Raw genomic sequence first — 15902 nt, forward strand, 5'->3', positions numbered from 1 at the left:
ATGAGTAACTTTCCCTCGACCGGCGCGTTGCCCAGGCTGCCCTTGAGCACCCGGCGCGACGTCGACCCGTATCATTCGCTGGACCCCGCGGCGCGTGAAGGTATTTCCGACGCCGATTCGGTGGTCGCCCTGGGCGGCGGGCACGGGCTGTCCGCGAGTCTGTCCGCGCTCCGCCTGCTCGCCCCAGCTGTCACGGCCGTGGTCACGGTCGCGGACGATGGCGGATCGTCTGGCCGGTTGCGCAATGAAATGAACGTGCTGCCTCCCGGTGATCTCCGCATGGCACTTGCCGCGCTGTGCGATGACTCGCAATGGGGCCGCACCTGGCGCGACGTGATGCAGCATCGCTTCAGCAATGCCAGCCACCCCCATGAGGGCCTGGACAATCACGCGCTGGGGAACCTTCTGATCGTGACCCTGTGGGAGCTGTTGGACGACCCCGTTGACGGGCTGCGCTGGGCCGGAGCCCTGCTGGGCGCCAGGGGACAGGTGCTCCCGATGTCCCGCGAGCCGCTCGTGATCGAGGGCGACATCGCACCCAACTCGGATCCGACCAAACCTTGCCCACCGGAGATGATTACCCGAACCATCACGGGGCAGTCGCTTCTCGCCAAGCAAGCGGACGTGTGCAACGTAAGGATCCACCCGCACGATGCCCAGGCCTGCCCCGAGGCGGTCTCGGCCATCAACCAGGCGGCGTGGGTGGTGCTGGGTCCGGGCTCGTGGCACACCTCCGTGTTGCCGCACCTGCTCCTGCCCGGGTTGCGTGACGCGATCTGCAAGTCCCCGGCCAAGCGCTTGGTCACCCTGAACCTGTCCCGTGATTCCGAGACTCTCGGGATGAGCGCCGCGGACCACTTGCGGGTGCTCGCCCGTTACGCGCCCGAGCTGCGCCTGGATGCCGTACTCGCGGATCCCACCGCGGCCGAGTCCCCGCACGACGTCGAATTCGCCGCGGCCCAGTTGGGTGCCACGGTGCACTGGGCGGATCTGCGGGACAACGACGGCTCGGCGGTCCACAACCACTTCAAGCTGGCTGCGGCCTACCAAAAAATTATGAAGGCGGACGGCTGAGCCCCGCTCACATCGGAGCCCCGTTCATCGATCACTCGAAGGAGACGTCCCCCATGGCATTGACCGCATCGGTCAAAGACGAGCTTGCACACTTGCAGGTCAAGAAGTCCTCGGTTCGCGGCGCGGAGCTCTCCGCGCTACTGCGTTTCGCGAGTGGGCTGCATATTGTGGGCGGCAGAATCGTGATCGAGGCGGAGCTGGATACCGAGGCCGCCGCGCGCCGTACAGCGCACGCCATCACTGAGGTCTACGGCCACAGCACGGAACTGGGTGTGATGACCGGCAACGGGCTGCGTCGGGACAGGACCTGGATCGTGCGGGTCGCCCGGGACGGTGAGGCCCTGGCCCGCAGGACCGGCCTGTTGGACGCTCATGGCCGGCCCGTGCGGGGCCTGCCACCCTCGGTCGTGAACGGGACCGTGGAGGACGCCGCGGCAGTGATTCGCGGCGCGTTCCTCGCCCACGGGTCGCTGACCGAACCGGGCAGAGCAGCAGCCATGGAATTCACGTGCCCCGGAACCGAAGCGGCCCTTGCCCTGGTAGGGGCGGCGCGCCGTCTGGATGTCCTGGCCAAGGCCCGGCAGGTGCGCGGAATCGACCGCGTGGTCGTCCGGGACGGTGACACGATTGCCGCGCTGTTGACCCGCATGGGCGCGCATCAGAACCTCCTGCAGTGGGAGGATCGCCGCATGCGCAAGGAGGTTCGCGCGACCGCGAACCGGCTCGCGAATTTCGACGACGCGAACCTGCGCCGCTCCGCACAGGCCGCAGTGACCGCCGGTGCCAAGGTGGAGCGAGCTCTCGAACTCCTCGGTGAAGAGGCTCCCGAACACCTGCGCGCGGCGGGAAAGCTGCGGGTGGCCAATAAGCAGGCGAGTCTTGACGAACTGGGCCGGTTGTCGGACCCCCCGCTCACCAAGGACGCGATTGCCGGGCGGATCAGGCGTCTGCTTGCCATGGCGGACCGCCGCGCCGAGGACCTGGGAGTCCCCAATACGAGCGAATTCGCAGCGACCGCGGGGCTGCCGCAGCGGCGGTGACCGTAGCACACGGTCGAGAACGGCACGTTATTGTGGGTTTATGTGGGAATTGATCGCGCTCAGCGTTCAAAAATCCGGGGATGCACTGTCAAACATCCCGGTATCTCGATAGAATGGTCGTGGTAGAACACATCGGGCCTGGCAACGTAAAGACCAGAGGATGTTGGATCTTTACCGTTTGTGACCGATCCAACATCGACTTAGGGACGGGCCCGCTGACCGACATTGTCAATGACAAGAGGAGATCGCAGTGAGCATCAAGGTTGGCATCAACGGCTTCGGACGCATCGGCCGCAACTTCGCACGCGCCCTGCAGACGCAGCACGGACACAACATCGAGCTCGTGGCCGTCAACGACCTGACCGATCCGGAGACGCTGAAGCATTTGTTCGAGTTCGACTCGGTCATGGGCCGCGTGGACGCCGACATCTCCCTCGAGGGCGACGTCATGAAGGTCGACGATCACGAAATCAAGTTCCTGGCCGAGAAGGACCCCGCCAAACTGCCGTGGGGCGAGCTCGGCGTGGACATCGTGGTGGAATGCACCGGTAAGTTCACCAAGGGCCCGCAAATGCAGGCTCACATCGACGCCGGCGCCAAGAAGGTCGTCCTTTCCGCTCCGGGCAAGGAAGTTGACGGCACGTTCGTGTACGGCGTCAACCATGAGGATTACGACCCCGAGACCATGAACCTGATCTCGGCCGCGTCATGCACCACCAACTGCCTGGCCCCGCTGGCCAAGGTCATCAATGACGAGTTCGGCATCCAGCGCGGTCTGATGACCACGATTCACGCCTACACCGGTGACCAGCGCCTGCACGACGCCCCGCACAAGGATCTGCGTCGGGCCCGCGCTGCGGCTCTGAACCTGGTTCCCACCACCACCGGTGCGGCCGCAGCGGTCGGGCTGGTGCTCCCGGAGCTCAAGGGTAAGCTGGACGGCTTTGCCGTTCGTGTTCCCACCCCCACCGGGTCCATCGTGGACCTCACCGTGGACGTCGAGAAGGACGTCACCGTGGAGTCGGTCAACGCGGCCGTCAAGAAGGCCGCCGAGGGTCCGTTCAAGGGCATCATCGAGTACTCCGAGGAGGCCCTGGTGTCCACGGACATCGAAGGTTACGACGTCTCCACCGTGTTCGACGCTCCGCTGACCAAGGTCGTGGACAACCAGGTCAAGGTCATTGCCTGGTACGACAACGAATGGGGTTACACCATTCGTTTGGTCGACTTTGTGTCCCACGTGGCAGATAAGCTCTAAGTTAGACCTATGAGCGGCGCCGGTGCCCCTGGGGGGGTACCGGCGCCGCTGTCATAAGGATCTGCTGTCTCACTGAAAGGGATGAACCGGACATGGCCAAATCGCTGGATGAACTGATTTCTGAGGGGGTCTCCGGCCGACGCGTGCTCGTCCGCTCGGACCTCAACGTGCCCCTGGACGGCACCACCGTGACCGACGACGGTCGCGTGCGCGCCTCGCTACCCGTGCTCACCAAGCTGACCGCGGCCGGCGCCCGCGTGATCGTCATGGCCCACCTGGGGCGACCCAAGGGCCAGGTGGACCCCAAGTACTCGATCGCCCCGGCCGCGCAGAAGCTCGCTGAGCTGGCGGACGCGCCCGTCAAGGTCGCCACCGACGTGGTCGGCGAGGACGCCCGGGCCAAGGCCGAGGCGCTCCGGGACGGCGAAATCCTCGTGCTCGAAAACGTTCGTTACGATCCGCGTGAAACGTCCAAGGACGACGGCGAGCGGCAGGAATTCGCGGCCGAGCTTGCCGCGCTGACCGGAGACAACGGCGCCTACGTGGACGACGCCTTCGGAGCGGTCCACCGCAGGCACGCCTCCGTGTTCGATATTGCCCAGCAGCTTCCGGGGTACCTGGGGGACCTCGTCAAGACGGAAGTGGACGTGCTCAAGAAAGTCATTTCCGATCCCGAGCGACCCTTCGTGGTGGTCATGGGTGGTTCCAAGGTCTCGGACAAGCTGGCCGTGATCGACAACCTGATCGGCAAGGCGGATTCGCTGCTCATCGGCGGCGGCATGGTCTTCACCTTCCTGGCCGCCCAGGGCTACTCCGTGGGTGGCTCCCTGCTGGAGAAGGACCAGATCGACGTCGTGAAGGGGTACCTGGACAAAGCCTCGGCCGCTGGAACCGAGATCGTGCTGCCGGTGGACGTCGTCTACGCGGCCGCTTTCGACAAGGACGCCCAGCACGAAGTGCGCCCCGTGGAGGACATCGAGGGAGGCGAGATCGGCGATTCGGGTCTCGGCCTGGACATCGGACCCGACTCCGCCCGAATCTTCGCGGACCGGATCGGCTCCGCCAAGACCGTCTTCTGGAACGGCCCCGTGGGCGTGTTCGAAATGGACGCTTTCGCCAATGGCACCAAGGCCGTGGCGGACGCACTGGTCACCTCGGAGGCCATGAGCGTGATCGGCGGCGGCGACTCCGCCTCGGCCGTCCGCAACCTGGGCTACAGCGACGAGCAGTTCGGGCACATCTCCACCGGTGGCGGCGCTTCCCTGGAGTTCATCGAGGGCAAGCAACTTCCGGGTGTGGTGGCACTGGGCGCCTGATACCCGCCCCGAACCGATCATGAGTGCCGCGCGGGGCCCGTGTTACGACAGGGGCTCCGCGCGGTTTGATTCAAAGGAGAAGCTATGACCAGCAAGACCGATGGAAACTTCGACCGCACACCCCTGATTGCGGGCAACTGGAAGATGAACATGGACCACGCGCAAGGGATCGCCCTGCTGCAGAAGCTCGCGTGGACCCTCAAGGACGCCAAGCATGATTTCCAGCGCGTCGAGGTGGCCGTTTTCCCGCCGTTCACGGACCTGCGTTCGGTGCAGTCACTGGTCGAGGGCGACGGATTGCAAATCGGGTACGGCGCCCAGGATCTTTCCGATCAGGATTCCGGAGCCTACACCGGTGACATTTCCGGCGAGTTCCTGGCCAAGCTGGGGTGCAGCTACGCACTGGTGGGCCACTCCGAGCGCCGTACCGTGCACCAGGAATCGGATGAGTTGTGCCGGGACAAGATCCGGGCGGCCATTCGTCACAACCTGACCCCCGTGCTGTGCATTGGGGAGGGCCTGAACGAGCGCCAGTCCGGCAATCACGTGGCCTTCACCCTCGAGCAGTTGCGCGGCAGCCTGGCGGATTTGAACGAGAAGGAACTCGAAGGCCTCGTGGTCGCCTACGAACCCGTGTGGGCCATCGGCACCGGCGAAGTGGCCGGGCCGGAGGACGCGCAGGAGATGGCCGCGGCCATTCGCAAGGAACTCGGCACGCTGTACAGTGAAGACTTCGCGCGGGCCACCCGTGTTCTTTACGGTGGCTCGGTCAAGTCCTCCAACGTGGCGAACATTCTGGCCGGCTCCGACGTGGACGGTGCCCTGGTGGGCGGGGCCAGCTTGGATGCCGAGGAGTTTGCTAAGATTGCACGGTTCGAGCAGCATCTGCTCAACAACTAAGCGTTCCAACGAGCGGTTCACGGAGAGACTCCGTGTCGCTCCCACGCTCGATCAGCGACTCCCCAGGAATTGAGGCTTTACGTGGAGATCCTGCAGCTTGCCCTGCAAGTGATCATTGTGGTCACCAGCATTCTGTGCGTGATGTTCGTGCTGCTCAACAAGGGCAAGGGCGGCGGCCTGTCCGACATGTTCGGCGGCGGCATGACCCAGTCCTTGAACACCTCGGGAGCAGCCCAGAGGAACGTGGTCCGCATGACCACCGTACTGGCGATCGTGTGGGTCCTGGCCATCGTGGGCTACGCGCTCTCCCTGCGGTTCGCGCCCCCCGTGGTGTGAGCGCCGACGGCATCGCGCAAGGCCCGGAGACTTCGGTCTGCGGGCCTTGCGCATTTTTCGGCTAAAAGTCCGTGGCACCCCCGGCCGCAGGCGGCCACAGGTGAGGTGGCGGCAGCGCCGTCGGCAGGTGGCCACACGTGAGGTACTGGCAGCGCCGTCGGCATCCCTAGACGGTCAAGGATCGTAAGAACCCCGCGACACACCTGAGGTGCCGGTGGGGCCCTTCTGACCCATGCCAGGGGTTCCACCGGCACCTCAGGTGTCTGTTGGGGTTCTGGTTAGCCCTCGGGATCCTGGGGGAGACCGGGGAGGGCGTCCTCCGTGACGAGCAGCAGGGTTTCCTGGGTGCCTCGCACTGCGCTACCGGGTGCGGACTGTGCGGTCGCTTCCGGATCGCGGATGGCCGCGAGTGCCTCCGCCTTGGCGCCGCCGGCCACCAGCAACCACACCCGGTCCGCCGAATTGATCGCGGGCAGGCTCATGGTCACCCGCGTGGGCGGTGGTTTGGGGGAGTCGTGCACGGCCATCACCGGGGTGTTCGTCACGGTCACCTCGTGACGTCCCGGAAACAGCGACGCCACATGGGTGTCCGGGCCCAGACTGAGCAGCAGCAGGTCGAAACGGGGCAATTCACCGTCCTCGCCCTCCTGCTGAGCGGCGGTGGCGAGCTCTTCGCGGTAATCGGCGGCGGCTTCCTCGGCGGTGCTCATCTCATCCGATGCCGCAATGGGGTGAATACGGTCCCATTCCAGATCCAACTGCCCCTGGGCGGCGTCGGCGGCTTGCACACCGTTGCGTTCGGAATCCGAGCCGGGTACGAATCGCTCGTCCGACCACCACACGTTCACGCGGGACCAGTCGACCAGTGCGGAATCCGGATCGTTGGCGACCGCCTGGATCACCGCGTTTCCCATGCTGCCGCCGGTCAGCACCAGCGTGGCCTCACCGCGTTCGTCCTGGGCCTGCTCCAACACGGAGATGACCCGCCGGGACGTCTCCTGGGCGAGTTGCTCCTGACTACCGTGGGGGACAATGCGGGCGTGGTTCACTGGGACACCTCTCCGTCCGTGACCTCTCCAACGGCCTCTTCCAGCCGTGCGCTTTGCAGCGCCTTGGTGATGACATCGCCGTAGACCTCGTCCGGATCGAGCCGTCGTAGTTCTTCGGCCAGACACACATTGAGGTCACGCACCGGCATGGCGATCTGCTGATCCGGCTGGCCGGGTTGCCTGAGGACGGCCACGGTGCTGCCGGGGCGGTGCAGTTCGATAGGGCCCTCATCCGTGACCAGAGTGACCCGTTCCATCCCGGAGCACTCCGACTGGGTGATGAACTTCGCCTCGCAACCCAACGCGCCGGCCAACCACACGCCCATGAGCACCACCGAGGGGGAGCGTTCCGCGCCCTCCACAATGACTTCACGCACGGGTACGGAACCGATCTGATCGAACACCGCGGCAAGTTGGATCCGCCAGCTGGTAATGCGGGTCCACGCCAGATCGGTGTCACCCGGCCGGTACTGCTGGGACAGCTGCCGCAGTGACGTGAACGGGTCGTCGGCGCGGGAGGAATCGGTGATGCGCCGGTGAGCGATCTTCCCGATGGACGACTCACCGGGGGAGTCCGGGAAGTCGTGGGGCCACCACGCCACAATGGGTGCATCCGGCAGCAACAACGCGGAGATCAGCGTTTCCGTGGGTTCGGCGAGTTCACCGTAGCCGTGCAGAATGATCACTTCCGAGGCGCCGGCGTCCCCGCCCATGCGCAACTGAGCATCCAGCCGGGTAGCCTCGTTCGCGGAGTGCGCCACGTGCACGATGATGCGGCACGGGTGTTCGTGGCTGGCAAAATTGGCGGCTTCTATGGCCATTTCCGAGTGACCGGCGCGCGCCAGGATCACCAGCGTGAGCACCCGGCCCAGGGTCACCACCCCGTTCTCGTCCCGCAGCGCGTGCAGCTTCTTCTCGATGAGCGAGGTGGTGGTGTTTTCCATTTGTACGATCACGGTCGCCTCCAGACACGTCCGTCGCGAGCCATGAGCTGATCCGCCGAGTCCGGACCCCAGGATCCGGGTGCGTAAGCGTCAGGCATGATGTGGTGTCCCGCCCAGTACTGCTCGAAGGGGTCCAGGATCTTCCAGGACAGCTCGACCTCCGAGTGGTCGGGGAACAGTGGTGGCTCGCCCAGAAGCACGTCCAAGATCAGTCGTTCGTACGCCTCCGGGCTTGATTCGGTGAATGCGTGGCCGTACCCGAAGTCCATGGTCACATCCCGGATCTCCGACTGGGTGCCGGGAACCTTGGAACCGAACCGGATGGTCACGCCCTCGTCCGGCTGAATGCGGATCACAATGGCGTTCTGACCGAAATCGTCCTTATCGGGGGAGCGGAACAGCAGATTGGGCGACTTCTTGAACACCACGGCGATCTCGGTCACCCGTCGGCCCAGGCGTTTGCCGGCCCGCAGGTAAAACGGCACTCCCGCCCAGCGGCGGTTGTTGATCCCGAGGCGCAGGGCCGCGTACGTCTCCGTGCGGGAATCGGCGGGAATGTCCTGTTCCTGAAGGAATCCCTTGACTTCGGCACCGCCTTGCAGACCCGCCGAATACTGCCCCAGGGCGGAGTAGGCGCCCAGGTCATCCGGGAGGATCACCGATTCCAGGACCTTCGCCTTCTCGCGACGCAGGTGATGCGCGGAGAACGCCGGCGGTTCCTCCATAGCCGTGAAGGCGAGCAACTGCAGCAGGTGATTCTGGATGACGTCGCGGGCGGCGCCCACGCCGTCGTAGTACCCGGCGCGCGACCCGATACCGATGTCCTCGGCCATGGTGATCTGCACGTGGTCCACGTAACGGGTGTCCCACAACGGTTCGAACATCTGGTTCGCGAAACGCAGGGCCAGGATGTTCTGAACCGTTTCCTTACCCAGGTAGTGGTCGATGCGGAACACACTGTCCGCGGGGAACACCCGTTCCACGATCGCGTTGAGTTCGCGGGCCGATTCGAGGTCGTGACCGAAGGGTTTCTCAATGACCACGCGCCGCCACCCCTGACTGCCGTTGCTGTCCGCGAGGTCGTGGTCGGCGAGTTTCTGGCACACCACGTCGAAGGCCTTGGGCGGGATCGACAGGTAGAACGCGTGGTTACCACGGGTGCCACGGGATGCGTCGAGTTCCGCGAGCGTCTCGGCGAGACGTCCGTAGGCGGCGTCGTCGTCAAAATTGCCGTGGACGAAACGCAAGCCGGAGGCGAACTGCGCCCACATGTCCTCGTTGAACGGCGTGCGGGCATTGCCCGCAATGGACTTCTTCACGTAGTCGGCGAACTGCGTGTCGTTCCAGTCGCGCCGACCGAAGCCCACCAAGGAGAACGAGGGGGGCAGCAAACCGCGGTTGGCCAGATCGTACATGGCCGGTAGCAGCTTCTTCTTGGCGAGGTCGCCGGTCACGCCGAAAAGCACGAGGGACGACGGCGCCGCGACGCGCGTCAGGCGCCGGTCGCGTGGATCTCGCAGCGGGTTGCTGTTGGTGTGGTGAGGCACAATGCTCCCTGACTCATCCGGGTCAACGGACCGGGGTGCAGCGACGTGGGCGTGACACCCCGGCCCGCGGTGACCGGAAAATATGAATAGTAATAATGTTAGAGCTCGGTGGTGGCTTCCAGCAGCTGCTTCACGCCCGCGGCGCGATCCGTGAGGCGCAAGCGCAACACCGGGCGGTGGTGATCCTTGAGCACCTGCGCATCCCCGTGGGCCTGGGCTGAAATCAACTCGCCGAACGAGAACGGGATCCCGGGAATGTCCACGTCCGTGTCCGTCGCGGCCGTGATCTGAAGGTACACACCCTGGGCCGGTCCGCCCTTGTGGTACTGACCGGTCGAGTGTAAGAACCGCGGACCCCACCCGAATGTCACGGGGCGGCCGGTCTTCTCGGCCAGTAGCGGACGGATCTTCTCGAGTTCCGCCCAGCCCAGACGGTCGAAGTACGCCTGCACGCTCACGTAACCATCCTCGGGCAGCTGACCCAGCAGGGCCTTGAGTGCCTCGGTCACCGTGGTCGCACCCTGAAGCACTTGCTCGGCACCGCGGATTTCAATGGCACCGTCGGTGGCTTCCGCGGGGCTGGGCTCCGGGGACGAGGCCAGCAGCGCCCGCGTCGCGTTCTTGGCGGATTCAACGTCCGGCTGATTGTAGGGATCAATTCCCAGGAGCCGTCCGGCCACGGCGGTGGCCACCTCGAACGCCATCATCATGGCGGCCAGGGAGCCGGAGATCGCGACGCTATCTTCCTGATCCGCGGGTTCGGCGTCGTCGGCGACGAGGGAGATCACCAGGATGTCGTCCGCTCCGCCGGTCAGCTCGGGAGCGGATTCGGAAACCACCACCGGCAGCACACCCGTGCCGGACTTACCTGTGGACTCCGCAATGAGCTGCTCGGCCCAGTCCGCGAAACCCACCACAGGCGCGCCGTTGTTGACGATCACGATCTTGTCGCGCAACGGTTTGGTCCCGCCCAGTGCCGCGCCCAGGCGCAGGCCGATATTGTCCTCGTCATCGTCGCGCAGGAACTCGGCCGCTTCCTCGGCGTCGTCCAACAGCTGCTCGATGTCCACGCCCGCCAGTCCGGAGGGCACCAGGCCGAACGCGGTGAGGGCGGAGAAACGACCGCCCACATTGGGATCCGCGTTGAAGACCTTGCGGTACCCGGCCTCGCGGGCGGAGCCGTCCATGGGCGAGCCCGGATCGGTCACCACCACGATGCGCTGCGGCGCATTGATACCGGCGTTCTCGAAGGCCGCTACGAACGCACGGCGCGCCGAGTCCGTCTCGACAGTGGATCCGGACTTCGAGGAAACCACCAGGGCGGTCTTGTCGAGATCCTGCAATGCCAGCTGCACCATGTCGGGGTCGGTGGAGTCCAACACGAAGAGGTCCACGCCCTCGGTGCGGGTGATGACCTCTGGCGCCAGGGACGAGCCCCCCATGCCCGCCAGCACGAACCGCGTGACCCCTTCGGAGGCGAAGTCATCGCGCAGCTGCACGATCTCGGCCACGAGCGGACGCGACACCGTGGCGGCCTCGGTCCATCCCAGACGAATCTCGGCCTCTTCCTGGGCCGCGGGTCCCCACAGGGTGGGGTCCTTGGCGAAGAGTCTGGATGCGAAGCGTTCCTCGACCAGGCCGGGGACCGCGGATTCAATGGCCTGACGTGCGGCGCCTGCCGCAGACAATGACAGTGAGCTCATATGGAGCCTCCTCGTGGGTGCGATGGGTGCTGGTGGGTGGGCGGTCGGTGTGTTAGCGGGCGTTGTCCAGGGCGGTACGCACCGTTTCCAGCAGTTCGTCCCAGGACGCGACGAACTTGTCCAAGCCCTCGGTTTCGAGCTGGTCGACCACGTCCTGATAGGAGACACCCTGCTCGGCAATCGCATCCAGAATCTCGTTGGACTCCCGGTAGGTGCCGGTAATCGTGTCCCCGGTGACCTCACCGTGGTCGTAGGTGGCGTCCAAGGTCTTCTCGGGCATGGTGTTGACCGTGTGAGGAGCCGCCAGTTCGGTGACGTACAGGGTGTCCGGGAGGGACGGGTCCTTGACACCGGTGGAGGCCCACAATGGGCGCTGCGCGTTGGCGCCGGCCGATTCCAGTCGGCGCCAGCGTTCGGTGGAGAACTGTTCCTGGTAGATCTGGTACGCCAGCCGTGCGTTGGCCAGACCCGCCTTGCCCTTGAGCGCCTTGGCCTCGTCCGTGCCCACCGCGTCCAATCGCTTGTCGATCTCGGTGTCCACGCGGGAGACGAAGAACGACGCCACGGAGTGGATGGTGGACAGATCCTTGCCGTTCTCCAGGGCCTCCTCGAGACCCACCATGAAGGCGTTGATTACCGCGCGGTAGCGTTCGAGCGAGAAGATCAGGGTCACGTTGACCGAAATGCCTTCCGCGATCGTTGCGCTGATGGAGGGCAGCCCGGCTTCGGTGGCCGGGATCTTGATGAGGGCGTTGGGGCGGTCAATGGTCTGGGAGAGCCGCTGTGCCATGGTAGAGGTGGCGTCGGCATCCTGTGCCAGGCGGGGGTCGACCTCGATCGACACCCGCCCGTCGACTCCCTGGGTGGCCTCGGCGACCGGCGCGAACACGTCGCACGCGTCCCGGACGTCGTCGGTGGTGATCGCGAGGACGGCCTCGTCCACGTCCGCGCCGGACCGGGCGAGTTCGGAGACCTGTTCCGCGTAGGACTCACCGTTGGCCAGGGCCGCAGCGAAAATAGTGGGGTTGGTCGTAACGCCCACGACATTCTTGGTGTCGATCAGTTCCTGCAGGTTACCGCTGGTCAAACGTTCGCGGGACAAATCGTCGAGCCAGATGGAAACGCCCGCGTCGGACAGCTTCTTGGTGGGAGTGCTCACTGTGACTTCCTAACTTCGTGCCGGAAATTCTGTTGAGGCCGGGCGGGACGCAGCGTGCGCCCCGCCCGGCGATGGGGAGGATCAGCGCGCGGCGGCGATGGACTCCTGAGCCTTGCTGACCACGTCCTCGGCGGTGATGCCGAATTCGCGGTACAGGGTCTTGTAGTCGGCCGATTCGCCGAAGTGTTCCAGGGACACCGCGCGGCCGGCGTCTCCCAGAATGTCGTTCCAGGACATCTTGACACCGGCCTCGACGGACACGCGGGCCTTGACACCCGAGGGGATCACCGATTCGCGGTAGTCCTCGTCCTGGGCGTCGAACCACTCGCGGCAGGGCATGGACACCACGCGGGCGGCAACGCCCTGCTCGGCAAGCTGCCGGCGAGCCGCCACGGCCAACTCCACCTCGGAGCCGGTCGCGATCAGAACGACGTCCGGTGTGGTGTCCGTGTCCGCGAGCACGTACGCGCCGCGGGCCACACCCTCCGCGGAGGCGAACTTCTCACCCTCGGCGTCCGGGTGCAGGTCCACGCGAGCGAACGTGGGCAGGTTCTGGCGGGTCAGCGCGATACCGGCCGGGCGGTCGTGATGCTCGAGGATCGTGCGCCAGGCAACGGCGGTCTCGTTGGCATCGGCCGGGCGGACCACGTCCAGGCCGGGAATGGCGCGCAGGGAGGACAACTGTTCGACCGGTTGGTGGGTGGGGCCGTCCTCGCCCAGGCCGATGGAGTCGTGGGTCCACACGTAAATCGAGGGCACCCGCATGAGTGCGCCGAGGCGCACCGCGGGGCGCTGGTAGTCCGAGAAGATCAGGAACGTCCCGGAGAACGCGCGGGTCTGCGTACTCATGACAATGCCGTTGACGATGGCCGCCGCGGCATGCTCGCGGATCCCGAAGTGCAGCACGCGACCGTAGGGCGAACCGTCCCACATGTCCGTGGAGCGCTTGGCCGGGATGAAGGACTTGGCGTTGTCGATCGTGGTGTTGTTGGAGCCGGCGAGGTCCGCGGAGCCGCCCCACAGCTCGGGGAACGTGTCCGCAATTGCGTTAATGACCTGCCCCGAGGCCTTGCGCGTGGCGACGTCCTTGCCGGCCTCGAACGTGGGGAAGGCCGCCTGGTAATTCTCGGGCAGCTTCTCGTCACGAATCCGGTCGTACAGGGCGGCCTTGTCCGGGTTGGCCTCGCGCCAGGCGGCGAAGGACTTCTCCCATTCGGCGCGCTCCTGCTTGCCGCGCTCACCCACGGAGCGCACGTGCTTGAAGATTTCGGGTTCGATCACGAACGACTCGTTCTTGTCGAAACCGAGGATCTCCTTGGTCGCGGCGACCTCGTCCTCGCCCAGCGCGGAACCGTGGACGGCACCGGTGTTCTGCTTATTGGGGGCGGGCCAGCCGATGATGGTGTTCAGCGCAATGATGGAGGGCTTGTCCGTGACCTTGGTGGCGGCAACGATCGCGTTGTACAGCGCGTCCAAGTCTTCCTTGTACTCGCCACCCTGGCGCCAGTCGACGCGGGCGACATCCCAGCCGTAGGCCTCGTAGCGGCTCAGAACGTCCTCGTTGAACGCCACGTTGGTGTCGTCCTCGATGGAGATGTTGTTGTCGTCGTAAATCACCACCAGGTTACCCAGTTCCTGGGTGCCCGCCAGCGACGAGGCCTCGGAGGTGATGCCTTCCTGAAGGTCACCGTCGGAGGCGATCACAAAGACGTTGTGGTCGAACGGTGAGGTGCCGGCAGCGGCGTCGGCGTCGAAGAGCCCGCGGGTGTAGCGCTGGCCGTAGGCGAAGCCCACGGAGGACGCCAGGCCCTGACCGAGCGGGCCGGTGGTGATCTCCACGCCGGTGGTGTGGCGGTACTCGGGGTGGCCGGGAACCTTGGAGCCCCACGTGCGGAGGGACTTCAGGTCGTCCATTTCCAGGCCGTAACCGGAGAAGAACAACTGCAGGTACAGCGTGAGCGACGTGTGGCCGGGGGAGAGGATGAATCGGTCGCGGCCGGTCCAGCGGTCATCACTGGGATCGTGACGCATGATCTTCTGGAACAGCATGTACGCAACGGGCGCCAGGGACATGGCGGTGCCGGGGTGACCGTTGCCCACCTTCTGCACGGCGTCGGCTGCGAGCACGCGCGCGGTATCCACGGCACGAGCGTCCTGTTCGGTCCAGTTCAGCGGTTGCTCAAGGTTCGGCACGGTAGCTAGTCCCTTTCGTCGGTGGGGTACTCCACGGCGGCCCACGAGGTTCGACGACGCTGCGCCGGGTAGGCCACACGGGTTTCAGCATCAACCTTAGTCCCGCGGCCGAGGCAACGTCAGTGTCTTGTGCTGTTGGTGAATCATGCGCCCGGACGTGCCACTCATCACCCGGAATTTACGCAGTGTGGCGGCTATACTGCTGTGTGGGTATAGGTACGCGTCCGGAGGGCGGTACTTGCCCCGTGCGGCTCGGAACACCACGACGCCGGATTCGATTATTTGGAGCATTGATTCTGTGAACCCCCTTGATACCGCGGCACAGTCGGGTCGAAGTGCATCGCAGGCCTCTCGCGGTCACGGTGTCACCGGCTCTTCCATCGGCTCGGTAGCGCCGGTGGGTTACGAGGGGCCCATGACGGCGGGGCGCAAGATCAAGGCGTACGTGGCGCTCACCAAGCCCCGCATCATTGAACTTTTGCTGGTGGCCACCGTTCCGACCATGATTTTCGCCCAGCAGGGCATGCCCAATTTCTGGCTCATCCTGAACACCTTGATCGGCGGCAGTTTGGCAGCCGGCGCCGCGGGTGCGTTCAACTGCTACATCGACCGCAACGAAGACCGTCTGATGAAGCGCACCGCGCGTCGTCCGTTGGTCACCGGCGAAGTGGGTGACCGGGAGGCCCTGATCTTCGCGTGGGTGCTGTCCGCGGTGGCCGTGGCCTGGTTGACCTTGGGGGTCAGCGTGCTGTGCGGCGTGCTCGGTGTGGTGGCCATTGCCCTGTACGCCGTGTTCTACTCCATTATTTTGAAGCGCCGCACCGCGCAGAACATTGTGTGGGGCGGCATCGCCGGCTGCATGCCCGTCCTGATCGGCTGGGCCGCCGTGCGCGGCACCATCGAGTGGCCGGCGCTGGTGTTATTCATGTTCATCTTCCTGTGGACCCCGCCTCACTACTGGCCGCTGTCCATGAAGTACGCGGAGGACTATTCCCGCGCCGGCGTGCCCATGCTGGGCGCCGTGGACACCGCCCGCTCCGTGGGAGCCCAGGTGGTGCTCTACGCGTGGGCCACCGTGATCTGCTCCCTGCTGCTGGTTCCGGTGGGCGGTGCGGGCTGGGTGTACGCGCTCATTGCTCTGGCGTCCGGCGGCTGGTTCCTGTACCACTGCCACACCCTGCATTCCATGGCACAGTCCGGGAAGCCCACGCTCAAGCAGGCGATGCTCGTGTTCCACGGTTCCATTGCCTACATCACCTTCGTGTTCGTGGGTGTGGCCCTGGACCCGTTCATCGGCGGACCGATTTTCTGATCCGGTTCCGAGCGTGCCTCACTCGTGGCACCCCTGACGCGCGGTGACTCCCGCCGTGCCCACGGATTCGT

At 65.4% G+C, this 15902-nt stretch carries 13 protein-coding genes; 7 read left to right on the top strand and 6 right to left on the bottom strand.

Going from position 1 to position 15902, the window contains the following annotated elements:
* The 6 genes from AC3ENJ_RS01640 to secG all read left to right on the top strand — a co-directional run bounded on the left by AC3ENJ_RS01640 (position 1) and on the right by secG (position 5924).
* Entirely contained in the window at positions 1-1074 is a 1074-nt protein-coding gene (locus AC3ENJ_RS01640; RefSeq protein WP_190780326.1) for a gluconeogenesis factor YvcK family protein, read from the top strand.
* 53 nt (positions 1075-1127) lie between these two features.
* Complete coding sequence (whiA, locus tag AC3ENJ_RS01645) at positions 1128-2114, top strand: DNA-binding protein WhiA (RefSeq protein WP_431812845.1); 987 nt, start codon at positions 1128-1130, stop codon at positions 2112-2114.
* Positions 2115-2364: 250 nt separating this feature from the next.
* Positions 2365-3372 carry a type I glyceraldehyde-3-phosphate dehydrogenase gene (gap, locus tag AC3ENJ_RS01650; protein ID WP_190780328.1) on the top strand — a complete coding sequence of 336 codons (1008 nt, stop codon included), beginning with the start codon at positions 2365-2367 and terminating at the stop codon, positions 3370-3372.
* A 92-nt stretch (positions 3373-3464) separates the two neighbouring features.
* Positions 3465-4688: a phosphoglycerate kinase gene (locus AC3ENJ_RS01655; RefSeq protein WP_431812846.1), complete on the top strand. Its 1224-nt coding sequence runs from the start codon at positions 3465-3467 to the stop codon at positions 4686-4688.
* A gap of 84 nt (positions 4689-4772) precedes the next feature.
* The gene (gene tpiA, locus AC3ENJ_RS01660; RefSeq protein ID WP_190807237.1) at positions 4773-5588 is read left to right on the top strand and encodes a triose-phosphate isomerase; all 816 of its coding nucleotides are present in this window, start codon (positions 4773-4775) and stop codon (positions 5586-5588) included.
* An 81-nt stretch (positions 5589-5669) separates the two neighbouring features.
* Positions 5670-5924, top strand: a complete 255-nt coding sequence (gene secG / locus AC3ENJ_RS01665) for a preprotein translocase subunit SecG (RefSeq protein ID WP_431812847.1) — start codon at positions 5670-5672, stop codon at positions 5922-5924.
* A 278-nt stretch (positions 5925-6202) separates the two neighbouring features.
* Here the strand turns inward: secG and pgl are convergent, their stop codons facing one another.
* The 6 genes from pgl to tkt form a co-directional block, all read right to left on the bottom strand.
* Positions 6203-6973: a 6-phosphogluconolactonase gene (gene pgl / locus AC3ENJ_RS01670; RefSeq protein WP_190807238.1), complete on the bottom strand. Its 771-nt coding sequence runs from the start codon at positions 6971-6973 to the stop codon at positions 6203-6205.
* A complete protein-coding gene (locus AC3ENJ_RS01675) occupies positions 6970-7929 on the bottom strand; it encodes a glucose-6-phosphate dehydrogenase assembly protein OpcA (protein ID WP_431812848.1) in 960 nt (319 codons plus the stop codon). Before AC3ENJ_RS01675 ends, pgl begins: the two co-directional genes overlap by 4 nt.
* Positions 7926-9464, bottom strand: coding sequence for a glucose-6-phosphate dehydrogenase (zwf, locus tag AC3ENJ_RS01680; protein ID WP_308495865.1), 1539 nt, complete (start codon positions 9462-9464; stop codon positions 7926-7928). Before zwf ends, AC3ENJ_RS01675 begins: the two co-directional genes overlap by 4 nt.
* A 98-nt stretch (positions 9465-9562) precedes the next feature.
* Positions 9563-11167 (bottom strand): phosphoglucose isomerase-related protein, encoded by a 1605-nt coding sequence (locus tag AC3ENJ_RS01685; protein ID WP_431812849.1) that lies wholly within the window; start codon positions 11165-11167, stop codon positions 9563-9565.
* 52 nt (positions 11168-11219) lie between these two features.
* Positions 11220-12326, bottom strand: a complete 1107-nt coding sequence (gene tal / locus AC3ENJ_RS01690; protein ID WP_190780335.1) for a transaldolase — start codon at positions 12324-12326, stop codon at positions 11220-11222.
* Between the two features lie 81 nt (positions 12327-12407).
* On the bottom strand, positions 12408-14519 hold the full coding sequence (gene tkt / locus AC3ENJ_RS01695; protein WP_431812850.1) for a transketolase: 2112 nt from the start codon (positions 14517-14519) through the stop codon (positions 12408-12410).
* Between the two features lie 298 nt (positions 14520-14817).
* Here tkt and AC3ENJ_RS01700 point away from each other — a divergent pair, with 298 nt between their 5' ends.
* Complete coding sequence (locus AC3ENJ_RS01700; RefSeq protein WP_308495866.1) at positions 14818-15831, top strand: heme o synthase; 1014 nt, start codon at positions 14818-14820, stop codon at positions 15829-15831.
* Positions 15832-15902 lie beyond the last annotated feature (71 nt).

This window comes from Kocuria sp. cx-455 (assembly GCF_057707085.1).